This is a genomic window from Abyssibacter profundi (assembly GCF_003151135.1).
Taxonomy (GTDB): Bacteria; Pseudomonadota; Gammaproteobacteria; order Nevskiales; family OUC007; genus Abyssibacter; species Abyssibacter profundi.
In genome coordinates, this window is sequence record NZ_QEQK01000012.1 from 1 (window position 1) to 22,681 (window position 22,681).

General features: G+C 63.9%; 23 protein-coding genes, 1 tRNA gene and 1 pseudogene. 12 read left to right on the forward strand and 13 right to left on the reverse strand.

The window, feature by feature from the left end; all coding sequences use genetic code 11:
• Positions 1 to 297, forward strand: a pseudogene (locus DEH80_RS13170) (helix-turn-helix domain-containing protein); the annotation flags it as partial.
• A 226-nt stretch (positions 298 to 523) separates the two neighbouring features.
• Positions 524 to 967, forward strand: coding sequence for a hypothetical protein (locus DEH80_RS13175; RefSeq protein ID WP_133249235.1), 444 nt, complete (start codon positions 524 to 526; stop codon positions 965 to 967).
• Between the two features lie 221 nt (positions 968 to 1,188).
• Here the strand turns inward: DEH80_RS13175 and DEH80_RS13180 are convergent.
• Positions 1,189 to 1,265, reverse strand: a tRNA-Arg gene (locus DEH80_RS13180).
• A gap of 191 nt (positions 1,266 to 1,456) precedes the next feature.
• Between DEH80_RS13180 and DEH80_RS13185 the strand changes: the two genes are divergently transcribed.
• Genes DEH80_RS13185 through DEH80_RS13205 form a run of 5 tightly spaced genes read left to right on the forward strand, consistent with a single transcriptional unit; the run spans position 1,457 to position 6,789 of the window.
• Entirely contained in the window at positions 1,457 to 1,795 is a 339-nt protein-coding gene (locus DEH80_RS13185) for a hypothetical protein (RefSeq protein WP_133249236.1), read from the forward strand.
• Positions 1,785 to 3,917, forward strand: a complete 2,133-nt coding sequence (locus DEH80_RS13190) for a cadherin-like domain-containing protein (protein ID WP_109720976.1) — start codon at positions 1,785 to 1,787, stop codon at positions 3,915 to 3,917. Before DEH80_RS13185 ends, DEH80_RS13190 begins: the two co-directional genes overlap by 11 nt.
• A 51-nt stretch (positions 3,918 to 3,968) precedes the next feature.
• Entirely contained in the window at positions 3,969 to 4,787 is an 819-nt protein-coding gene (locus tag DEH80_RS13195) for a lysophospholipid acyltransferase family protein (RefSeq protein ID WP_109720977.1), read from the forward strand.
• The gene (locus DEH80_RS13200) at positions 4,784 to 5,752 is read left to right on the forward strand and encodes an SDR family oxidoreductase (protein ID WP_109720978.1); all 969 of its coding nucleotides are present in this window, start codon (positions 4,784 to 4,786) and stop codon (positions 5,750 to 5,752) included. The genes DEH80_RS13195 and DEH80_RS13200 overlap by 4 nt, the downstream gene beginning before the upstream one ends.
• The gene (locus DEH80_RS13205) at positions 5,749 to 6,789 is read left to right on the forward strand and encodes a hypothetical protein (RefSeq protein ID WP_109720979.1); all 1,041 of its coding nucleotides are present in this window, start codon (positions 5,749 to 5,751) and stop codon (positions 6,787 to 6,789) included. Before DEH80_RS13200 ends, DEH80_RS13205 begins: the two co-directional genes overlap by 4 nt.
• Here DEH80_RS13205 and DEH80_RS13210 read toward each other — a convergent pair.
• Entirely contained in the window at positions 6,786 to 7,568 is a 783-nt protein-coding gene (locus DEH80_RS13210; protein ID WP_109720980.1) for a M48 family metallopeptidase, read from the reverse strand. The two genes, DEH80_RS13205 and DEH80_RS13210, sit on opposite strands and share 4 nt — an antisense overlap.
• Positions 7,569 to 7,712: 144 nt before the next feature.
• Here DEH80_RS13210 and DEH80_RS13215 point away from each other — a divergent pair, with 144 nt between their 5' ends.
• Entirely contained in the window at positions 7,713 to 8,015 is a 303-nt protein-coding gene (locus DEH80_RS13215; protein WP_109720981.1) for an MTH1187 family thiamine-binding protein, read from the forward strand.
• 114 nt (positions 8,016 to 8,129) lie between these two features.
• On the forward strand, positions 8,130 to 9,485 hold the full coding sequence (locus tag DEH80_RS13220; protein ID WP_109720982.1) for a hypothetical protein: 1,356 nt from the start codon (positions 8,130 to 8,132) through the stop codon (positions 9,483 to 9,485).
• A gap of 27 nt (positions 9,486 to 9,512) precedes the next feature.
• Here DEH80_RS13220 and DEH80_RS13225 read toward each other — a convergent pair whose 3' ends face one another.
• Positions 9,513 to 10,169: a Panacea domain-containing protein gene (locus tag DEH80_RS13225; protein ID WP_133249237.1), complete on the reverse strand. Its 657-nt coding sequence runs from the start codon at positions 10,167 to 10,169 to the stop codon at positions 9,513 to 9,515.
• A 110-nt stretch (positions 10,170 to 10,279) separates the two neighbouring features.
• Between DEH80_RS13225 and DEH80_RS13230 the strand changes: the two genes are divergently transcribed.
• Complete coding sequence (locus tag DEH80_RS13230; protein ID WP_109720984.1) at positions 10,280 to 10,747, forward strand: META domain-containing protein; 468 nt, start codon at positions 10,280 to 10,282, stop codon at positions 10,745 to 10,747.
• Positions 10,748 to 10,770: 23 nt separating this feature from the next.
• On the opposite strand, the gene DEH80_RS13235 is transcribed toward DEH80_RS13230, so the two are convergent.
• A complete protein-coding gene (locus tag DEH80_RS13235) occupies positions 10,771 to 11,955 on the reverse strand; it encodes a vWA domain-containing protein (protein WP_109720985.1) in 1,185 nt (394 codons plus the stop codon).
• Positions 11,955 to 12,371, reverse strand: a complete 417-nt coding sequence (locus tag DEH80_RS13240) for an OsmC family protein (protein ID WP_109720986.1) — start codon at positions 12,369 to 12,371, stop codon at positions 11,955 to 11,957. Before DEH80_RS13240 ends, DEH80_RS13235 begins: the two co-directional genes overlap by 1 nt.
• A 74-nt stretch (positions 12,372 to 12,445) precedes the next feature.
• Between DEH80_RS13240 and DEH80_RS13245 the strand changes: the two genes are divergently transcribed.
• Both DEH80_RS13245 and DEH80_RS13250 read left to right on the forward strand, forming a co-directional pair.
• On the forward strand, positions 12,446 to 13,111 hold the full coding sequence (locus tag DEH80_RS13245; protein ID WP_207774602.1) for a cyclic nucleotide-binding domain-containing protein: 666 nt from the start codon (positions 12,446 to 12,448) through the stop codon (positions 13,109 to 13,111).
• On the forward strand, positions 13,111 to 14,022 hold the full coding sequence (locus tag DEH80_RS13250; protein ID WP_109720987.1) for a hydroxymethylglutaryl-CoA lyase: 912 nt from the start codon (positions 13,111 to 13,113) through the stop codon (positions 14,020 to 14,022). Before DEH80_RS13245 ends, DEH80_RS13250 begins: the two co-directional genes overlap by 1 nt.
• A 9-nt stretch (positions 14,023 to 14,031) precedes the next feature.
• Here the strand turns inward: DEH80_RS13250 and trpC are convergent, their stop codons facing one another.
• The 8 genes from trpC to hemW all read right to left on the reverse strand — a co-directional run bounded on the left by trpC (position 14,032) and on the right by hemW (position 22,680).
• Complete coding sequence (trpC, locus tag DEH80_RS13255) at positions 14,032 to 14,844, reverse strand: indole-3-glycerol phosphate synthase TrpC (protein ID WP_109720988.1); 813 nt, start codon at positions 14,842 to 14,844, stop codon at positions 14,032 to 14,034.
• 4 nt (positions 14,845 to 14,848) lie between these two features.
• Positions 14,849 to 15,868: an anthranilate phosphoribosyltransferase gene (trpD, locus tag DEH80_RS13260; protein ID WP_109720989.1), complete on the reverse strand. Its 1,020-nt coding sequence runs from the start codon at positions 15,866 to 15,868 to the stop codon at positions 14,849 to 14,851.
• 66 nt (positions 15,869 to 15,934) lie between these two features.
• Positions 15,935 to 17,227 (reverse strand): citrate synthase, encoded by a 1,293-nt coding sequence (locus DEH80_RS13265; protein ID WP_109720990.1) that lies wholly within the window; start codon positions 17,225 to 17,227, stop codon positions 15,935 to 15,937.
• 224 nt (positions 17,228 to 17,451) lie between these two features.
• A complete protein-coding gene (locus tag DEH80_RS13270; RefSeq protein WP_109720991.1) occupies positions 17,452 to 18,777 on the reverse strand; it encodes an adenylate/guanylate cyclase domain-containing protein in 1,326 nt (441 codons plus the stop codon).
• A gap of 31 nt (positions 18,778 to 18,808) precedes the next feature.
• The gene (locus DEH80_RS13275; protein WP_109720992.1) at positions 18,809 to 20,059 is read right to left on the reverse strand and encodes a malic enzyme-like NAD(P)-binding protein; all 1,251 of its coding nucleotides are present in this window, start codon (positions 20,057 to 20,059) and stop codon (positions 18,809 to 18,811) included.
• A 150-nt stretch (positions 20,060 to 20,209) separates the two neighbouring features.
• Positions 20,210 to 21,184: a MerR family transcriptional regulator gene (locus DEH80_RS13280; protein ID WP_165831467.1), complete on the reverse strand. Its 975-nt coding sequence runs from the start codon at positions 21,182 to 21,184 to the stop codon at positions 20,210 to 20,212.
• A 177-nt stretch (positions 21,185 to 21,361) separates the two neighbouring features.
• Positions 21,362 to 21,550, reverse strand: a complete 189-nt coding sequence (locus DEH80_RS13285; RefSeq protein WP_109720994.1) for a CPXCG motif-containing cysteine-rich protein — start codon at positions 21,548 to 21,550, stop codon at positions 21,362 to 21,364.
• Positions 21,551 to 21,552: 2 nt separating this feature from the next.
• Positions 21,553 to 22,680 (reverse strand): radical SAM family heme chaperone HemW, encoded by a 1,128-nt coding sequence (gene hemW / locus DEH80_RS13290; protein WP_109720995.1) that lies wholly within the window; start codon positions 22,678 to 22,680, stop codon positions 21,553 to 21,555.
• Between the last annotated feature and the right edge of the window lies 1 nt (position 22,681).

Consider the following 22,681-nt stretch of genomic DNA (forward strand, 5'->3'; position numbering starts at 1 on the left):
TTGTCAGATCGGGTCGTCAGCATGCTTGAGCATCGCCAGTGGTCGCCAGAGCAAATCGCAGAAAAGCTGAAACGGGAACACCCGGACGATCCGTCCATGCACGTGAGCCACGAGACCATTTATTCGTGGGTCTACGCGCAGCCGAGAAACCGCCTGAAGCGGCTGCTGGTGTCCCAACTGCGCCAGGGCAAGCCCAAACGTGGGCGCAGAGCCAGCGCTTCGAACTGCTCGGCGATTCAAGTGCCGGATCATCAGACGATCCATCAGCGACCGGCTGAGATCGAAGGCCTGCAGTAAGGGCCGTTCTCGGAGAGATGAACAACCGGTTGAATGCTCCGATGTCCGGATATGAAGCGATATTCCGTTGGAGAGGACTGGAGCCGAATGAGAAACCCACTTGAACACGCTCATGCCATCACCCATGACCGGTCGCACATCGCGGGTCAGCACGACCCTCCGCCGCCCGACCAGGGCTGCCTGGGCGAGCGCGCTGATTGGAGCTGTCTGCGGGATAGCGCCCACCTTGGGATTGGCAGATACTTCGCCTGAAAATGCCGAGCCGACGCGGGTTTGTGCAGGCATCGGCCGCGTCGCACAGGACCTCGCCGAATTGAAGCAAGATGGCGCATCAAGCGACTACGCAGTCCGGTCCGTCGCGGGCCAGTTGGCGAAATCCGGACTCACCGGCTCCCATGTCCGGCGGAACTACCAGCCCATTGTCGCCATCGTGGCGCAGGTACTGGACAACGCGGCGATCAGCTCGCTGAGCGCTCAGTCCCAGCGATTACTGACAGAAGCACTGTGCGAAGACACGACCGGCTTCTCTGACTTGGGCAACATCGAACAGTCGCTGTCCGACAGCTATCACCGTTTGCGGGCGTGCGAGAGCGACCTCGGGCGGGCAGAGCCCCTGCAACTCCGGCAGCTGCGCGACTGCGTCGATGCAGACCTAGCCGAAGATGAGTAACCCAGGGGAGTCGGGAGGACACCGCCCTGGTTTCTCATGCATCGGCGGGCGATAACAGCCCCGCAGGGGAGAGCATCGGCCGGCTATCTGGTCCAGGAAAACGGGATGGGTGCGATCTGCCTGTTGCGGCAGCGGGCGAGCGCCGTCATTGATTCGAATGACGAATCATCGTGAGCACGGGAGATTGCACGAGTCATTTGCACCGGGAGCAAATGCAGTAGTGGCGCGCCCGGCAGGATTTGAACCTGCGACCCCTGCCTTCGGAGGGCAGTACTCTATCCAGCTGAGCTACGGGCGCTTTGACTACATCTCTCCGATTATCACGCGCCGGGGACGAGCACCGTCGGAGGGGCGGGACTCTATCCAACCGAGTCACAGGCGCGTGGGGCGCGAGTGTACCGCAGCTACGGTGTTCACGGAATCGCCTTCACGATTGGTGGTCGCCGAAGATGGTAGCGTTGCCCTTAGTTGAACACTCGGGTGGATGACATGACTGCACGATGGATGCTCTCGATACCCGCGGCCATGCTGGTGGCCTGTGCCGGGACGGACGCCCCACAGGATGAAGCACAGCAGGCGGCGTCGGCGACGGCCGCACAGCCCGGTCAGCGCGCATTCGTGGATCCTGAGACCGGCGAGCTGGTTGCCCCGCCGGCGGACACCAAGGCCGCGGGCGCTACGTCGTCCAAGCCTGCAGGCTACAGCCTTCACACCCAGCCCGATGGCAGCATCGAGCTTCGGCCCAAGCACCCCACGCGGCATCGCATCGAAGCTCAACAGGCCGAGGATGGGACCGTGGACTATGAGGAGACGACCGATGCGCCTTAGTCGCCCATGGCTGGCGGGCCTGGCAACCGCTGTGGTTGCGCCCTGCCTGTCGGCCGCCCAGATCAGTATCGTCACCAACGACCCGCCCAACGAGGGGTTTAACGACCCCACGCCGTTCACCGCCGAGGGCGGCAATAATGCCACCACGCTTGGCGAAGCTCGATTGAACGTCGTACGCGCCGCCGCCGAGCAGTGGGGCGCGCTATTGGACAGCCCGGTGGAGATTATTCTGGAGGCCGGTTTCGAGCCGTTGCCGGACGACCAGTGCGACAGCGACAGCGGCACGTTGGCGGCCGCGGGGCCGGCGACCTTCTTCGCAGCCTTCGATAACGCGCCCGATGACAACACCTTCTACCCCGTGGCACTGGCCAACGCGCTGGCGGGTCGTGATCTGGCTGAAGACCTGCCAGATATCTTTGCCGACTTTAACGGCGCGGTGGATAGCGACCCCAACTGCCTGAGCAACGCCCGCTTCTACTACGGCTTTGATCATGCTGGCGCCAACAACACCATCGATTTCTACAACGTGGTGATGCACGAGCTGGGACACGGGTTTGGCGTGACCAATGGCATCGACGAGTCGGGCGAAGCCCCCCGTGAGGGTTTCTTCATCGTTTACGACCGGCTGCTCTTCGACAACAGCCAGAATCGGTTGTGGACCGATATGACCGTGGCGCAGCGCCAGGATTCAGCCGTCAATACAGGCAATGTGGTGATCACGGGCTCGCAATCCGCTGCCGGCGCCGCCGACCGGGGCCTGCGCAGTGGCAACGGGACCGACACCAACGGACGCCCGCTGATCTATGCGCCCAACCCGTATGAGGAGGGCTCGTCCATCGCGCATTGGGACACCGAAGCCGAACCCAGCCTGCTCATGGAGCCCTTTGCGGCCCGCAGCGTGCGGGTGAACCGGGGCGTGGACCTCACCGCCTGCCTGCTTGCAGACATCGGCTGGCAGCTCTTGATCAATGACTGCCATGACGATCACCTGCCCGATACCCCGCCCGAAATCGGCGCCATCGGGGACCAGACCACCACCACCAGCACACCCACCGGCCCGGTGAGTTTTACGGTCACCGACAACAACCGGACCTCGGCCGCCGGCACGCTGACACTCACGGGCCGCTCCGACAATCAGTCCGTGGTGCCGGATGACCAGATCACCTTCTCCGGCAGTGATGGCACGCGTTCGGTCAATGTGACGCCCACTACGCGGAATAGCCGGGCCGTTATCACCGTAGTTCTCTCCGACGGCCGGTATACGGCGCGAGAGCAGTTTGAGGTCGTGGTCCGGTCAACCACAGGCAATCTGCCACCCAAGGCACGTGACGATCGGATCACTTTGCTATCGACGGAAACCGCCACCGGGAGCTTGTTGGGCGACAACGGCGCCGGTGCCGACAGCGACCCGGAGGGCGACACGTTGCAGATCAGTGCCATCGACGGCAGTGCCGGCAATGTAGGCACGGCCTTCACCACCCCGGCCGGCTCGCAGCTCACCGTGAATGCGGACGGCAGTTTCAGCTACACACCGGGCGGCGATCTCGCCAGCCTGCCCCCCGGGCAGGAAGCCAGCGAGACGCTGGAGTACACGTTGGAAGACAGCAACGGCGGCGCCGACCAGGCGCAGGTCACCTTCGTGATCACCGGCGACCCCGGCGAGGATCTGCATGCCAACACACCCAGCGGCGCCACGACGCTTGTCATCGACAACACGCGAACGCTGGTTGATGGAATCATCAATGTGAGCGGCGATCTGGACTACTTCCGGTTCACCCTGTCGCAAACCTCCGATGTGGTGCTGACCACCACCGGCGAAACCGATACCTACGCCACGCTCACCACCGACGACGGGGCCTTCGTCGCCGAGAATGATGACATCGTGCTTGGTCAGCAGCGCAACTTCTTGATTGAGATCACGCTGGCGGCCGGCACCTACGTGCTGGAGGTGCGCGGGTTCGATGAATCCGTCACCGGCGCCTACCAACTGGATGCCTCTGCCACGCCGTCGGACAACACCCCGGTGCAGCCCACAGACCAAGGTGGCGGCGGGGGTGGCTCGGGCGCCTGGACGTTGGCCCTGCTGCCGCTTATCTTCGGGGTCAGGCGACGGCGCCGATAAAGCAGAGCGCCGCACTGTCCACATCCCTGTGCACGGAGGAGAGCGACAGCCATGGCGATCAGCCGCTGGCTGGCCGACCGACTGGTCGCGCCAGACGTCCACGAGACCATCGACCGGATCCCGAAAACCCTAGGCAGTTTCGGGTTCGACCCCTGGGGGTACAACCGCTCCACCGCCAAGCTGGGCCTGGCGGCAGCGGGCTGGCTGTTCGATCACTATTTCCGTGTGCAGGTCAGCGGCCTGGAGCATGTCCCGCCCACCGGGCGCATCATGCTGGTCCCCAACCACAGCGGGCAGCTGCCGCTGGATGGCGTCATGCTGGGGGTGGCGATGTCGCGTAACCCGGCCGGGCCGCGTGCGCCCCGGGCGATGATCGAACGCTTCTTCCCCACCGTGCCGTTCGTGGGCAATTTCCTGAATGGGCTGGGCGCGGTGGTCGGTGATCCCGTCAACTGCGGCGCCATGCTGGAACACGAGGAAGCCATCATCGTGTTTCCGGAGGGGATTCGCGGCTCGGGCAAGGTCTGGAGCAAGCGCTACCAACTGCAACGCTTCGGCACCGGCTTCATGCATCTGGCCATGCGCCACAACACGCCCGTGATCCCGGTCGGGATCGTCGGTTGCGAGGAGACCATGCCGTCATTCTCCGGCCTCAAACCCCTGGCCCGCCCGCTGGGGCTGCCCTACATCCCGCTGGGTCCGCCGCTGCCCCTGCCCGCCCGGGTGTTTATCGAGATCGGCGAACCCATCCATTTCGACAACGACTGCGAATCCGAGGCGGCCATTGCACCCCGGATCGAACAGGTCAAACAGGCGATTCGTGGGCTGATCGATCAGGGCCTGGCCAAGCGCACATCGGTGTACCGGTGAGCCGCCCACGCATCAAACCCCGGACCATCCTGGTCACGGGTGCCGGCGGCGCGCTGGGCAGGCGCGTGATGGCCCGGCTGGTGGAGCGGCACCAAGTCATCGCTGTGGACTTCCGCCGCAAGGTGGAAACCGACGCCCATATCCCGAGCTATCAGGTCGACCTGCGAAAACGGCGCTTTGAGGATATTTTTCGCGAGCACCCCATCGACGGCGTCATCCACCTGGGCCGTATTCTCACCAATGAGTACAGCCGTTTCCGGCGCTACAACGACAATGTTCTAGGCAGCCGGCGACTGCTGGACCTGGCCGCCAAGTACAAGGTCGGCAAGGTGGTCGTGCATTCCACACATTTTGTCTACGGTGCCGATGCCTACAACCCGGCGCCCATTCCGGAAACGGCGCCGCTCAAGGCCAGTGAGCTGACCATGGATCTGGTCGACGCCGTGGAACTGGAAAACCTGGCGCAAATCTATCTGTGGCGACACCCACAATTGCACGTCACCGTGCTGCGGCCCTGCAATATCGTTGGCCCCGGCGTGCGCAATTCCATGTCCCGCCTGCTGTCAGGCCGGATCGCTCCGGCACTCGCCGGTTTTTCGCCGATCATGCAGTTTTTGCATGTTGAAGATATGGCCGACGCCGTGGTCGCCGCCTTCGAGCGACGCGGCAAGGGCGTGTTCAACGTCGCACCGGATGACTGGGTGGCCTATCAGGATTTTCTGCGGGCCTGCGGTTGCCGCGTGCTTCCGCTACCCTCCTTGCCGCCGTTTCTGCCGCGCAGGATTTCAGAACTCATGGGTTGGCAATCCTTCCCGCCGTATCTCATTAACTTCTTCAAGTATCCGGTGGTGCTGGACGGACGCGGCTTTGCCGACACCTACCGCTGGCAGCCGCAATACAGCCTGGCGGAAATCAGCGCCTACTACCGTTCCAAGAAACGTCGCGGGGGCGATCACCGCGCATGAAACCTGGCTTGCCCCCCGCTGTCGCAGCCATTGCGCTGGCCCTGGGCCTGAGCGGCTGTGCAGAAGACTGGCTGGGCCATCCCGGCCAGCCGGATCAAACACCTGCCAGCACGGCCTGGCTCTGGTCGACGGCAACACAGACGCTGGTCGATGACACCCTGGCCGGCCTGCCTCCAACGGTGGTCGACCATGCGGCCTATGTTCGGACACCTGCACCGGCCTCGGGGCTGCTGGCAGGGCTGCGGATGCGGGCCTGGGCAGATGCCGTGGCGGTCCGGCCTGGCCATGAGGACTGGCGCGCCCCCTATGTCACCCGACTGAAAGAGCAGCTTGAGCAGGTGGCGCATCCGGTTCAACCGGTGGTGCTGACCCATGCGGTCACGACCCCGGACGACAGGACCGACCGCACGGACGGCCCGCTGACCGAGGGGACGGATGACTGGCCGGATGACTGGCGCGTCGTCACCAGTGCCGCGGAGCAAGCCGACCGCTGGGTGCACGGACTGATGTTGCTGGGCAGCGGCCAACCGGCGGGAACCATCTGGCTGGACCTCACCGCCATCGAAGACTTCACACCGGCCCTGTCGCTGGCCACCTCCCTGGCCAGCGCCGGCCGCACGGTGCTGCTACTCGGTTGCATGCGGGGTAGCGAAGACCGGCTGACGGCCTGCATTCGCGCCTTGCGCAGCACACCGAACGAGGCGCGACTATTCCTACTGATCGACGGACTCGGCAATCCACTGACCGCGCCGGGGTTGCTCAACATCGCCTTGCAGCAAATCGATTTGTTCGACCGCATGCGCTACGCCAGCGCCTATCCGTATCCCGCGATCAACACCAATGTGTCGCTGGACCGTCTGGTCATGGCCGGCCTGCTGGCCGATGACGATGTCGCTCCGTTACGCGCGATTTACGCCCACAACCCCTGGTTGTTCGACCTGGTGCTTAAACGCCGGCTGAAGCTGCCGGGGACCTCGCTGGGCTTTTCTCCGGACGTGTTCGGGCCGCTGCCAACAACCGACGAGGCACCCGCCTAACCACAACGGGGGCGCTTGCCGGCCTGTTTGGCCTGTTCGTAGATCGGCATGGCGATCTCCAGGCGCCGAGACAAGTCCCCGATGCGCGTTTGATGCGACGGATGCGTCGAAAGAAACTCCGGCGGATTACCGCCGCCGGCCGCGCCCATGTTCTGCCACAACGGAATGCTGGCGCGCGGATCAAAACCCGCCTTGGCCATCAGGTCCAAGCCCAGCAGGTCCGCCTCGGATTCCTGGGTTCTCGAGAACGGCAGCAGCACGCCCACCTGCGCGCCCAGCCCGAGCAGGCCGAAGAGTTGCTGCTTGGCAGGCGTCGGTTCGCCGGCGGCCACCTGCGCCAGCTGTAGCCCGGTGCTGGCGATGTAACTGGTGGACACGCGCTCATTGGCATGGCTGGCCAGCACATGAGCGACCTCGTGCCCGATGACTGTCGCCAGCTGATCCTGGTTCTTGGCCACATCCAGCAAACCGGTGTGCACCCCGATCTTGCCTCCCGGCAGGGCGAAGGCGTTCGCGGAGTCGTCCTTAAACACCTGGACCTCCCAATCGCGCGGCTCGGGCAGCTCAGCTGTAATGGCATTGGCCACGCAGTTCACATAGCGATTGGTCTGCGGCGAGCTTTCCAGCGTTTGCTGCGTCTTCATGTCCTGAAACGCTGCCACGCCCATCTGCGCCATCTGCGACTCCGGAAATAACTGCAGCTGGGACCGCCCCAACGGCGAGGTGGCACAGGCGGTTAGCGCCGCAACAAACAGCAGAACGAACAGACGGACATTCATCGGCAACTCCAAAAGACGTCAGTGCAATACGGCTGGGACCACAAACCATAACCGTAGGATCCGCAGACCATAAGCAATCGTCGATTTGAGTGACAGCGCAGGAGCCGGCAGGCTGGTGCCACGCCCGATCCAGCAGTCCACAGCATGCACGTCAACGTTGAAATCTGCCTGATTCCCATTGGGGTGGGGGTCTCGGTCTCCCCCTATATTGCGACCTGCCAGCGCATCCTGGACGCCGCGGGGCTACATCCACAAATGCATGCCTACGGCACGAATGTGGAAGGCGATTGGGACACCGTGATGGCAGCGGTCAAAGCCTGTCATGAAGCGGTTCACGGCCAGGGCGCACCGCGGATACACACCAGCCTCAAGCTGGGAACCCGCATTGATCGACCGCAGACGCTCGGCGATAAGGTCCAAAGCGTTCGGTCGCAGCTCGAACGCTAGCCGCAGGCGGCGACGCACCGCCGCGACCAGTGGGGGCGAATCCGCCCACCGGTTTGCTTGCGGAGCACGACGCCGCGTAGGATCATACCAATCGGTATGTTGCAGGGATGCGCGATGCGCTACGCATGGATGGTCGCCAGTTCGCTGGCCTTACTCGCGGGTGCCGCCCAAGCGGCTGACGGCGATATTTACACCACGCTGGAACTGGAGCACCGCGAGTTTCCGCAGCAGTCCAAGGTTCCGGACCAGCCCGACCGCCAAAGCTCCGCCGCCCTGGAAATCGAGTTCTTCCGGGAATGGAACCGCGGGGATCAGCTCTTCTCCGGCGTGATTTTCGGTCGTGTCGATTCCGATGACGACGAGCGCACGCATTGGGACATTCGTGAACTCAGCTTTGTGCACGCGGCCCGTGACTACGAGGTCCGGCTGGGCATTCGCAAGGTGTTCTGGGGGGTGACCGAATCACGTCATCTCGTCGACATCATCAATCAGACCGATTTCGTCGAAGACATCGACAACGAGGACAAGCTGGGCCAGCCGATGGTCAATCTGGCCTGGATCAGCCCATTTGGCACCTGGGATGTGTTCTGGATGCCGCTGTTCCGCGAGCGCACCTTTCCCGGCGAGGACGGCCGCCCCGCCTTCCCCCTGCCCATCGAACAGGATGCAGCGCGTTATCAGTCCCATCGCGGCGACAACCACGATGATTTCGCCCTGCGCTGGCGACACACATTGGGCGCCGTCGACATCGGCCTGAGTGCCTTCAAGGGCACCGCGCGTGATCCACGGCTGGTGCCCTGCCTGCGTGAGGGCAGCGGCTTTCCCAACACCGAAAACCAGGCGAACTGCGATCTGGAAAGCCTGATGGCGGGCGCCATGCCCACCGGCAACCCAAGCTTCGACGACATCATCGTGGGCCTGGCACAGGCGGGCGGCAATAACACCACCGAAGAGGACGTGCGTAACGCCCTGTTGCTCATCCCGCACTATGACCAGATCGAGCAGTACGCACTGGATGCGCAGTGGATCATCGGAGCGACGGCGCTGAAGCTGGAAGCCACGCGACGCGAGCAGCGCGGCGAGTGGACCAATGCCCTGGTGACCGGGTTCGAGTACACGCTCTACGGGCTCTTCGGCTCGGCCATCGATATGGGGCTGCTGTCGGAGTACCTGTATGACGAGCGCGATCCTGAAACGCAGGACCTATTTGATCGGGAGATCTTTGCCGGCACGCGCCTTGGCTTTAACGACGTCGCCGGTACCGCCGTGCTGGCTGGCGCGGTGCGCAGCCTCGACGAGACAACGGTGGCCTATTTGTTGGAAGCCGAACGCCGTTTCGGTTCATCACTGAAGGTATCGGCGCAGGTGCGGGCCTTGAGCAACGTGCCCGATTCCGCGCCAGAGCAGTCCTTCAGTTCGGTCCTCGAACAAGAGGACACGTTCAGCCTGATCATGGAAGCGTACTTCTAACCGCAGGCGCGTAAGCCCGCGCCCGGATCAAACGCTTTTGACGCCGTCGCGCTGCGGCGCGATGAGTATGCGCTGGGTGTCTTTCACCGACTTGGCGGACGTCACCTTGCGGTTGCGCTCAGCCAATTGCCGGAACCACATCCGGATGGTTTCGTTGGGAATGGCGACGCGATCGACCGACCGCTCCTCGTCGTTCCACAGCAGGTCCCAGGGGCCGCCCTGCTCACGCGTGACCAGTGACAGGTCATATCCGGACAGCTTGCCGTATGCCTTCCAGGTGATGGACAACACGCGCCGCGTACCTTCATCGGCAGCCTGTGGGTGCGGGGTCAGCTCCACCATCTTCCCGGAGTTCGCATCAGTCCGGCGCACAACCAATGGCTCCATAACCCGCTTGGTGCCGCTCAGCAAGTCGCCCAGCACGTCGATTCGCGGCCCATCCACCGTGGCCATGACCTGGCCTTCGACCAATGGCTTGCCGAGCATGGCCAGATGCCAGCCATGGGCACAGTACGTCAGCTCGTGCAGCTTGGGAGGGTTCATATCCCGCAGCCGCTCACCAGCGGCCTGCGCGACAAAAAAATTGGCAACGGCAACAGCGTCGAGCATCCGGTTTGTAACCTGGACAAAGAGTCGTTGAACCAGCAGTGAACGCCAAGCGCCCAGCATTTGCAAGACAATCATGCTGCGCTGGTCGCGACCGCCGGTCTGCGTATACTGCAATGCCTGCCAGACTCGACTCGGACGCGCCAGATTCGCGGCCGATATGACCGGATACAAGGAGCCATCAGCGCATGCGCCATCAGTCTTATCTTCGCCGTTTGTTCCAACGCGGCCGGACGTTCACGCCGTTGGCATTGTTGTCCGTCGTCCTTTGCTCGGCTTGTGCCACACCCGTGGCCGAGGCACCGGCGCTTGCGCTGACCGGCACGCCTTGGGTCCTGGTGTCGCTTGGGGGGCAACCCGTCGATCCGGACGTCCAACCCGCCACGCTGGTCATGGAAACCGGCACCCAGCGCATGTACGGCCACGCGGGCTGCAACCGCATGAGCGGAGAGTACAGCCGCGACAATGACAGCCTGGCGTTCTCACGACTCGTGACCACCAAAATGGCCTGTGCCAAGGGCATGGCGCAGGAGCAGCAATTCCTGCAGGCGCTGGCCGCGACCCAGGGGCACCGCGTAGAAGCCGGCCGTCTGGTGCTGCTGAACGACGCTGGCCAGCCTGTGGCCACGCTGATGGCCGAGCCCTCGGTGGGCTAGACCGGCCCGGCCCTGACGCGCCGCTACTTCGTGCGCGTCAGGCGCCGCATCGCATCTTCCAGCCCCTGAATGGTGAGCGGGAACATGCGGTCTTCGAAGATCGCCTTCGTCATCTGCACGGAGGGTGCGTACTCCCAGTGCGCTTCCGGCTCGGGGTTCAACCAGACCGCGCGCGGAAAATGATCCAGCAGCCGCCGGGCCCAAACCTCGCCGGCTTCTTCGTTCCAGTGCTCGACGCTACCGCCGGGATAGGCGATCTCGTAAGGGCTCATGGTGGCGTCCCCCACGAAAATAATCTTGTAGTCCGGCCCGTAGGTACGGATCAGCTCACGGGTCGGCGTCTTTTCTGACCGGCGCCGCCGATTGTCCTTCCACACGCTTTCGTAGATGAAGTTGTGGAAGTAGTAGTACTCCATGTGCTTGAACTCGGTGCGCGCGGCGGAGAACAGCTCTTCGCAGGTGCGCACATGCGGATCCATCGATCCACCCACATCGAAAAACAGCAACACCTTCACCGCGTTGTGGCGCTCGGGCACCATTTTGATGTCGAGCAGGCCGGCATTCTTGGCGGTGGAGCGAATCGTGTCGCTCAAATCCAGGGTGTCGGCGGCCCCCTCACGGGCGAAGCGCCGAAGCCGGCGTAGGGCCATTTTGATGTTGCGGGTGCCCAGTTCGCGGCTGTCGTCCAGGTTGGCGAACTCGCGCTTGTCCCAGACCTTCACGGCCGATCGGTTGCGACTACCGGCCTGACCAATGCGAACACCCTCGGGATTGAACCCGTAGGCGCCGAACGGGGATGTACCCCCGGTACCAATCCACTTGTTGCCGCCCTGATGGCGCTTTTCCTGTTCTTCCAGTCGCTTGCGCAAGGTCTCCATGAGTTTCTCGAACCCACCCATGGCCTCGATCTTGGCCTTGTCCTCGTCGGACAGGTGCAGTTCGCTCTGCTTGCGCAGCCACTCCTCGGGAATTTCGGCGAACAAATCCTCGGTCACGGACTCCACGCCATGCCAGTAGGCCGCGAACACTTGATCGAAGCGGTCGTACTTGGTCTCGTCCTTGACCAGACAGGCGCGCGAGACGACGTAGAAGTCATCGAGGCTGTAGAGCACGACCTGCTTTTGCAGCGCCTCCAGCAACGTGAGAAATTCAGTGACCGTGGGCTTGAGCCCGCCCTCACGCAGGGCAAAGAAGAAAGACAGCAACATCAGGCGGAACGGATTTCGAAATCGTGGGTGATGTCGACACTGGCCTGCAGCATCAGCGAGGCCGAACAGTATTTTTCGGCAGACAACTGCACGGCGCGGGCGACATGGCGCTCGGCCAGGTCACGGCCTTCAACAATGAAATGCAGATGAATGGCCGTGAACACCTTGGGCACCGTTTCGGCGCGGGTGCCCTGGATTTCCACCGAACAGTCGGTGACGTCCTGGCGCGATTTGCGCAGGATGAGCATCACATCCATTGCACTGCAGCTGCCCACACCCAGCAGCATCAGCTCCATGGGACGCATGCCCAGATTCCGACCTCCGATATCCGGCGAACCATCGATCACGATGCCGTGACCACTGCCGGACTCGCCGACCCAGGTGACACCTTCGGAGAGTTTGAGTCTTGCTGACATCGTATTCACAGTCATAGCGGTATGATACTGATGAGAAAAGAGACGGGGAGCGGCGGAATGACCGCTGAACAAGCATGACCAGCCCACCAAGGCTGGACGAGGGCAGTGAGGCCGCCATCCAGGCCTTTCACATGGCGGCACACCGGAGACACTACCCGAAGAATCACACGATTCTGCATGAGGGTGATGCGCCGGACTCGCTGTATCTGATTCTGGAAGGCTCGGTGAGCATCATCTACGAGGATGAGGACGGGCGCGAGATGGTACTCGCCTACCTCAACCCGGGTGACTTCTTCGGCGAGATGAGCCTGTTTCCCGAAATGGAATCGCGCAGCGCCATCGCGCGCACACGCAAACCCACCGTGGTCTCGGAACTCGGGTTTCAGCCGTTCCGCGAACTGGCTCACAAGCACCCCGACCTGATGTTCGTGCTGGGCCATCAACTGGCCAAGCGCTTGCGCGACACCTCTCGCCGCGCAGCCGATCTGGCGTTCGTGGATGTCGCGGGACGCATCGCCCGTACGCTGCTGTCGCTCACCAACGAACCCGGTCACGAGGTCGTCGATAGCGGGCGCGTGGTGCGCATCAGCCGTCAGGAACTGGCGCGCATTGTCGGCTGCTCCCGCGAGATGGCCGGCCGCGTGCTCAAGGCTTTGGAAGAAGACAGCCTGGTCCGGGTCAAGGGCCGCGCCGTGTTCGTTCCGGACGCCACACGCGAATCGCTGGGCCCTGAAATCTGATGCGCACGGACGACCGGGTCACTCTGGTCGAGATGGGCCCGCGTGATGGGCTGCAGAACGAGGCCGCAGCGCTCACGCCCGCGGTCCGCGTCGAGTTGATTCGGCGCCTGGCCAGCACGGGCCTCACGCACATCGAGGCCGGGGCCTTTGTGTCGCCCAAATGGGTGCCACAAATGGCCGCATCGGACACGGTCCTGTCCAGCCTGGATCACGACGCCGGCATCCGCTACCCCGTCCTGGTCCCGAACATGAAGGGCTTCGAGACGGCCCGGGCTGTGGGAGCGCGCGATGTCTCGGTCTTTGCCGCTGCTTCCGAGTCCTTCTCCCGCAAGAACATCAACTGCTCCATCGCCGAAAGCCTGGAGCGCTTCCGCCCGGTCTGTGAGGCTGCACGCGCTGAAGGCATGCGCCTGCGTGGCTACGTCTCCTGCGTCATGGGCTGCCCCTACGAAGGCCCGATTCAGCCGCAGGCGGTGCTGACCGTCAGCCGCGCGCTGATGGAGCTGGGCTGCGAGGAAATCTCGCTGGGCGACACGATTGGCACGGGCACGCCCGCTGCCACCCGGCAGTTGCTGGCTGTGCTGGCCGATGAGTTACCGGTCGAGCAACTGGCCGCGCATTTCCATGACACCTATGGCCAGGCCCTCGCGAACCTGCTGGTCGCGCTGGAAGCCGGCGTACGGGTCATCGACGCCTCGGTGGCGGGGTTAGGTGGCTGCCCCTACGCGAAGGGTGCCAGCGGCAATGTCGGCACGGAGGACGTGCTGTACATGCTCAACGGCATGGGCCTGGAGACGGGCGTGGATCTGGACGGCGTCGTCGATGTCGGCGCGTGGATTTGCGAACACTTAGGCCGTCCGCCCGCCTCCAAGGCTGCGCGCGCGTTGGCCGCACGCCGCGTATCGAACTGAGCCGACGCCCTAACCCGCCTGCAACGGGTGGTCGATCAGCTGGGCCAGCGCCTCACCGGGGTCCGGCGCCCGCATCAACGACTCGCCGATCAGAAAGCCATGCACGTCAGCGGCCTGCATGCGCTGGATGTCTTCGCGCTGATGGATACCGCTTTCGGTGATCAGCACGCGGTCGGCCGGCACGGCGTCACGCAGCGACAGCGTGGTGTCCAAGCTGACGTCGAAGGTGCGCAGGTTGCGGTTGTTCACGCCCAGCAACGGACAAAGCGCAGGCGGCAACGCCAACGCGCGCTCCAGCTCGGCGGCATCGTGGACCTCGACCAGCGTATCCATGCCCAGCTCGACCGCCGCCTCGGCCAAGCTGCGGAGCTGGGCATCATCCAGCGCGGCCACGATGAGCAGCACGCAATCTGCGCCCCAGGCACGGGCCTCGGCCACCTGGTAGGTGTCGATCAGGAAATCCTTTCGGATCACCGGCAAACCCGCCGCCTTGGCCTGCACAAGGTAATCCGGCGCCCCCTGGAAGTACGCCGTGTCCGTCAGTACGGACAGGCAGGCCGCCCCACCCGCCGCATAGCGATGGGCCAGCCATTCGGGGTCGAAGTCCGGACGGATCAAGCCCTTGCTGGGCGAGGCTTTCTTGAGCTCGGCGATGACCGCTGGCTGATGCTGCTCAACACGGGCACGCAGTGCGGCGGCAAAACCGCGGGGCGGCTCGGCATCACCGGCTTTCGCTCGAAGCGCCTCGGCCGAGATGCGCGAACGCGCCACGGCCAACTCGTCCCGCTTGGTGGCGAGAATCTTCTCGAGGATGTCGCTCATGGAGTCAGAGCTGCTGCGATAGCCGGGCAAGCCGCTTGAGCGTATCCAGCGCGGTGCCGGCCGCCAGGACCTCGCGCGCCCGGTTAACGCCATCGGCCATGGTGCTCGCCAGACCGGCAACATAAATGCCCGCGCCAGCATTGAGGGCAATCATGTCGGCCACCGAGCCGGCGCGCCCGCCCAGCGCCTGCTGGATCATGTCGCGGCTTTCCTCGGCAGATGCGGCGCGTAGCGGCTGCAGGCTATGCGCCGTGACGCCGAAGGTGGCCGGTTCGATGGTGTAGGTGCGGACTTCGCCCATGCGCAGCTCTGCAACATGCGTGGGCTGCACCGGACTGATCTCGTCCAGCCCATCCTGACCATGGACCACCATGACGTGCTCGCTACCCAGGCGTTGCATCACCTCGGCAATCGGTGTGCACCAAGCGCCGGAGAAGACTCCGATCACCTGGCAAGGCGCCGCTGCAGGGTTGGTCAGCGGGCCCAGTAGATTGAACACCGTGCGGACGCCCAGATCCCGCCGGGGCCCGATCGCATGCTTCATCGCCGAGTGATAACCCGGCGCGAACATGAACCCGACGCCCACCTCATCCACGCAGCGGGCCACGGCGTCGGGGTCCAGACTGACTTTGACCCCGGCGGATTCCAGCACATCGGCGCTGCCGAACTTGCTGGAAACCGAGCGATTGCCATGCTTGGCCACGTGGCCACCCGCGGCGGCCACCACCATGGCGGCAGCCGTGGACACGTTGAAAATCCCGCTGGCGTCACCACCGGTTCCGCAGGTATCGACCAGATGCTTGCGGGCACGCTCGCTCAGCGAAACCGGCGTCGCCAGCTCTCGCATCACCTTCGCCGCAGCCGCAATTTCGTCGACGGTCTCGCCCTTGCAACGCAGGGCGACCAGAAACCCGGCCACCTGCGCCGGCGTGTACTCGCCGGCCATGATGCCGCGCATGGTCTGGGTCATGACCTCGGAACCGAGGTCACGGGCATCCAGCAACTGTTCAAGCACAGCTTTCATGGAACTCTCGACTGGCCAGCCAGGGCGCACACCAACGGCGGCGTCGCCCTGGCCGAATAGCGGGTGTTATCGCCCGGCGATGTCGGTGTACGGACGTTCGGTGGCGCCGGTGTAGATCTGACGCGGGCGACCAATCCGCATGCCCGGATCGGAGATCATTTCAAGATAGTGCGCCACCCAACCCACGGTGCGGCCGATGGCGAACATCGGCGTGAACATGTTGGTCGGAATGCCGATGGCCTTGTAGATGATGCCGCTGTAGAAATCGACGTTCGGGTACAGCTTGCGCTCGACGAAGTATTCATCCTTCAGCGCGATCTCTTCGAGCTTCATCGCCAGTTCAAGCATGCCGTCGGTGTCGCCGCCGTAGGCCTTGAGCACCTTGTGGCAGTGCTCACGAATCACCGTGGCACGCGGATCAAAGTTCTTGTACACGCGATGGCCGAAGCCCATCAGGCGGAACGGGTCGTTCTTGTCCTTGGCCTTGGCGATGAACTTGTCGACGTTGCTGACATCCCCGATGGCTGACAACTGCTTGAGCACGGCCTCGTTCGCGCCACCATGCGCAGGCCCCCACAGGGCCGCAATGCCCGAGGAGATCGCGGCGTAGGGGTTACAGCCGGTGGAGCCCGCCAGGCGAACGGTGGAGGTCGATGCGTTCTGCTCGTGGTCGGCATGCAGGATCAGCAGCACGTCCAGCGCCTCGGCAGCCACGGGGTCAACCTCGTACTCTTCGGCCGGCACCGCAAACATCATCCGCAGGAAGTTCGAGCTGTAGTCGAGCTCGTTCTTCGGATAAATCATCGGCTGACCGATGGAGTACTTGTAGGCAGCTGCTGCGATCGTCGGGATCTTGGCGATCATCCGGCGGGCAAAAATCTTGCGGTGCTCGGGGTCAGCCGTGTTCGTGGTGTCGTGGTAGAACGCCGACAGGCCACTGACGATGGACGACAGCATGGCCATCGGATGGGCGTCGTAATGGAAGCCCGTGAAGAAGCGCTTCAGCGATTCGTTCAGCATGGTGTGCATGCGAATCGCGTCGGTGAATTCTTCGTACTCGCTCTGGGTCGGCAGTTCGCCGTTGAGCAGCAGGTAGCAGACTTCCATGTAGTTGGACTTCTGCGCCAGCTCATCGGCACGGTAGCCGCGGTACAACAGCTGGCCCTTCTCGCCATCGATAAAGGTGATGGCCGACTCGCAGGAGCAGGTCGAGGTAAAGCCCGGATCAAAGGTAAACCCGCCGGTGTTCGCATACAGCTTGCGCACATCGACCGCAGGCGGGCCCATCGTGCCCTGAACCTGCGGGAGTTCTACGGAACTGCCGTCGGGGCCGGTGACTGTATACGAATCGCTGCTCATGCTCGTCTTGCTCCCAGTCGGTCTCGGGGCCGTGGCTGACACAGGCCGTTGCAGCCTGCGATGGCGGCGATGTCACCCCGCGGTCTTACCGTGGGGTCACGTCGCTGGCGTCCCGGGACGTTCATTGAGTGAAAAAATGTCAGGTCTGCGCCGCACCGCGCCAACGCGGCAAAACCACTGCCGACGGCTGACGTTGGGCAGCACATCGCCCAGTGGAAAAATCGTTAACGCTTACTAGTTTCTCCGGTCGCACCAAGGCTTTGCAAGCGCAGTGCACAAATGGGCACCGGGCTCGGGAAGCCCTTAAGCGGTTCGGCCGTCTGGTCAACGGCCGTCCAACGGTCGGACTGGCCGGCCTGTTCACGCGTGCGGACATCCGCCAGCACCTCGCCGTCGGCGGCGCGGTTGCAGAGCCGCGAAGCCAGCACCACGGGGTTGCCGACCGCGGCATATTCAAGACGCCCGGCACCGTGCAGGGCACCCACCGTGACATGCCCGGTCGCCAGCCCGATGCCCAGGCCCACGGATGGCGCGTGCCCCGCCTCCGCGAGCATGTCCCGCACCGCCTGTTGCAGGTCGAACGCCAACTCCACGGCCCGTCGCGCATGGTCACTCAAGGCGAAGGGTGCGCCCACCAGGATGAGCACGCCATCGCCCGCATGGTCCTTGACCGTTCCGCCGTGTCGCCGCGCGGCTTGGCCCACTGCCTGGTAGAACGCTTCCAGCAGCTCGAATACGGCATCCGAACGCTGCTCTCGCGCATAGGCAGAAAAGCCGCGCAGGTCGGCCACCACGACGGTGAGCAGCGCACGCCGCCGCTCCAACAGGTGATCAAGGCCGTGTCGTCGGACCTCCTGCGCCACCTGCGGCGATAGAAACTGCCCCATGAATGCGCCGCGACGACCCAGAATCGTTAAATAGCGCACCGAGGATGCAGACAGAATCGCCAGGCCGATGGCCACCAGATAGGGCTCCAGACCCTGGCTGACCACCAGGGCGCCGATCAGAAACGGCGCCGCCAGATACAGCATCCGCAGCCGCAGCGAATCGGTGGAGTCCAGCCGGCCGCTGAGCAGCAGCACGATGGCAATGGCCGATAGCAGCATGGCCGAGCCCAGCACCGGCGCGAAGATGGCGAATTCGATTCCCCGGACCTTGACCGGCCCGCTGGCATCGGAGGTTGCCTGCTCCGGCGCGATGAGCAAATAGCCCAGACCCAGCCCCAACCAGACCAGAACGAGCAACTGAGACGCCCGGAACAGGACTTGTGCCGCCAGGCCCCGGCGGCCACGCGCCGTGCGCCCGATGCGACGCCCCCATTCCACGCCGGCGAGTATGGCCGTGGCTTCCAGCAACTCGGCAAATGCCGCCCAGAACACACGACCCCAGCACGCTTCCGCCGGATCGAGGGCCTGCACCACGCCGATGGTGATCAGACAAAGCGCCAACGCCCGGTTGACGGTGTCGTCACGGTTCGTCAGCCAGCTCGCCAGCCCGGTTCCAATCGCCATGATGGCGACGACCAGATGCGCTTGCTCGGCGAGAGGCATGTCGCGCGACCGAGGCGGTGGGCAGGCCGCCCTAGCGCTTGGGGTAGTGGGCTGGGTACTCGCTGCGAGCGGCGCCGGAATCGACGGCCGCCGCGGCCACCGCCGGAGAAACGAAATCGGACAGACGTGGATCCAGCGGGGTGGGCAGGATGTACTCCGGCCCGAAACTCAGCTCGGGCGCGTCGTAGGCATCCTTCACCACCTCCGGCACCGGCTGGCGCGCCAGATCGGCGATGGCATGGACCGCCGCGATCTGCATGGCGTGGTTGATCGAGCGAGACCGCACATCCAGCGCACCGCGAAACAGGAACGGAAAACACAAGACGTTGTTCACCTGATTCGGGTAATCGCTGCGCCCGGTGGCCATGATCAGGTCATCGCGCACCGCATGCGCCTCTTCAGGCAGGATTTCCGGCGTCGGGTTGGCCAGCGCGAACACCACGGGCTTGGGCGCCATCGATTGCACCATGGCCTGCGAGACCAGCCCCGGGCCGGACACACCGATAAAAACATCGGCGCCGCTCATGGCGTCTTCCAGCGTGCGCAAGTCCGTATCGACCGCAAACGCCTGCTTCTGCGCGTTCAGGTCGGTGCGGCCGCTATGCACCACACCCTTGCTGTCGCACATGATGATGTTGTTCGCATCGGCACCCAGCGCCTGCAGCAGATTCATTGAAGCAATGCCGGCGGCCCCCGCACCCACGCAGACGATGCGCGCCTGCTCCAGCGTTTTGCCCTGGTAGGACAAGGCGTTAAGCAGTCCGGCGCAGATGATGATCGCGGTGCCGTGCTGATCGTCGTGGAACACCGGGATATCCAGCGCATCGCTCAGCGCCTGCTCGACGTAAAAGCAGTCTGGCGCGGCAATGTCTTCAAGGTTGATGCCTCCGAAAGTCGGGGCAATGCGCTTGACGGTTTCGATGAAGTCGTCGGCATCGGGCGCGTCGACCTCGATATCAAAGACGTCGACATTCGCGAATTTCTTGAACAACACCGCCTTGCCTTCCATCACCGGCTTGGAGGCCAGCGCACCGGTGCGCCCCAGACCCAGCACCGCCGTGCCGTTGGTGATCACCGCGACCAGATTGCCTTTGGAGGTGTACTTGAAGGCGTCGTCGGGGTTTTTCTCGATCTCGATCACCGGCTCGGCCACACCGGGCGAGTAGGCCAGAGCCAGCTCGCTAGGCGTGGTAAACGGCTTGGTAATGGCGATCCCGAGTTTTCCTGGCCGAGGCTTGGCGTGGTAGTCCAGCGCCGCCTGGCGCCTGTCGGGATTGCTCATAACCGTAGATTGCCGTGAAAAGCGGGACGGCGATTATGCGGCCCGCACTGGCATGTCGCCAATGCAGGCCGTGAATTAACCCCGGCCACCGCCCGGCTCCTTGGTTGCGCCGGAACACACGGGTGGCCGGAGCAACAGCGCCGGATGGCCCTAACGCAGCTCCGACAAGTCGATTTTTTCGTGGTCGACGACCCGCTTAAGCGCAGCCTCCATCGTGGCCCGTGCGTGGGCGGTCGCACCCCGCAGCATGGCGTGAACGGCGGCATCTTCGGTCGAGCGATCCTCGCAAAGCTGTGAGTAGCGCTCGAATGCACTCAACGAGATGAGCAGCTCGGCCAAGTGGCGAGGGCATTCGCAGCTGACACTGGTCTGAACCAGCGCCAGGGCGACCAATTCCTTCTTGGTGAACAGCTGCGGGGGAATCGGCTCGGACAGGTAGTCCCCGGGCTGCTCTTCCGGTGCAAGCCAGTATTTCCGGGTGAGCAGCACATGGCGGAGCATCTCGGCATCGATGGGCTCGCGCAGCACCAGCAGGCCGAGGTCGCGAATCGCCTCCAGATCCGATTTGCGCGCATAGCTGTACACGACGATTAACGCGGTGAGGCTGGCATCGTCCCGCCAGGCGGCCAGCTCCTGCGCCATGGAACGCGTGACCTGCTCGGTCTCGACAACGGCAATCGCATTCGAATGGGTGGGCAAAGACGCCTGTCGCGCCTCGGCGGGCGAGGCATAACTCGCGTGAATGGTATAGCCGGGCAGATCGATGTCGCCGAGGCGATCACCCAGCGTTGGCCCGACGAGCAGCAGCGGAGCAAGCCCGGTGCGCCGCCGCCGCAAATTGCCGCGGTTGGGCATCGAAGCCAGCGACTCGATCCGAGCGGGAATCTGCGATTTGTCCAGCGTGGCGATGTAGCCGATGGAGTCCCCGGCGTCGATCAGGCTGCGCACCTGACGCAGGTACTCAACGTCATCTTGAGAATACAGCCGGGTCCCGGTTTCGTCGCGCGCCGGGTTGACCAGCCCGTAGCGTCGCTCCCAGACCCGAATGGTATTGGCGGGGATGCCCGTGGCGCGCTCGACCGCCCCAATCCGGAATGACTGGCCCTCTTCAACAACTTCGTTCATGGCTTGAAGACTCCTTGAACCACAAAATAGGGGCATACTGCCCTGGACAACGCCGAGTCATCATCGCGGCAGCGGCGACGGTTAGACAACAGCTGTACAGGTGGGTTCGGAGCGCTGATCAGAACGGATGCAGCGAGGGCGTCCATGCCTTGTGCAGGCCGGACAGGGCGGGTCGGATCAATCGTTCTCGGGACTGACGTCCACCTGAAAACCGTCGTCGCCCTCCACCACCTGCACCACGATGGGCTGGCAGCAGACGAAGCAGTCTTCGACGTAGGACTGGGAGCCACCGCTGTGATCAATGAGCAGGGTGATCGGCTCACCACAATAGGGGCAGTGTGTGGGGTGTTCGGTCAGTGGTTCCATCGTCAAAACCCCGCCAGCACATCATCGAGATGACGGCGACCCAGCGCGGTGGGGCGAATGCGGTCATCGATTTGCTCCAGCGTACCCAGCGCCAGGGCCCGTGCCAGTCCGGGCTCCAGTGCGGCGGCTTCGAGGCCGGTTGCGAGCCGGAATTGCTCGACTGTGAACCCATTGTTGAGGCGCAGTGCATTCATCAGGAACTCCATGGGGCGATCCTGTGGCTCAATGTAGCGCGAATCGTCCAATACGTCCGCGCCGCCCGCCGACCGGATGAAGCCGCCCGGACGCCGCACCCGCGCCCGACGCTGCAGCCCGACCATGCCATGCGCCCCGGCCCCCACGCCCAGGTATTCCTCGAACTGCCAGTAGGTGAGGTTATGCCGACAGCGCCGGCCCGGCCGGGCATAGGCCGACACTTCATACTGCTCAAAACCGGCCTCGGCCAGGCGGGCCTGCCCCTGCTCCCAGATCGCCACGGCCGTGTCTTCGGCTGGCAGCGGCGGGGGGCGCCGGGCAAACGCCGTCCCCGGCTCCAGCGTGAGCTGGTACCAGGACAGATGCTCGGGTTGCAGCGCGATGGCTGCGTCCAGATCCACCAAGGCTTGCGCCAGCGATTGCTCGGGTAGCGCGAACATGACATCGACATTGAGATTGTCGAAGCCGGCCGCGCGGGCATCGGCCACGGCTGCACGGGCCGCATCAGCGTCGTGCACGCGCCCCAGGCGACGGAGCTGGGCATTGTCAAAACTCTGGATGCCAATGGACAGACGATTGACGCCCGCCGCGCGGTAACCCGCAAAGCGACTGGCATCGCTGGCGCCGGGGTTGGCTTCCAGCGTGATTTCAATGTCATTGGCAAAGCCAAACCGCTGTTCGGCGCGGGTCAGCACCTGCCCGATGGCATCAGCAGAAAACAGGCTGGGCGTGCCCCCACCAAAAAAAATGCTGGTGAGCGGCCGCCCCGGCTGCGCCGCCGCCTGTTCAAAATCGAGGTCGCGAAGCAGGGCCTGGGTGTAGCCGGACTCGTCCACACGACGGCCATTTAGGCCATGCGAATTGAAATCACAGTACGGGCACTTGGCCACGCACCAGGGCAGGTGCACATAAAGCCCCAGTGGCCGAGCGGTCATC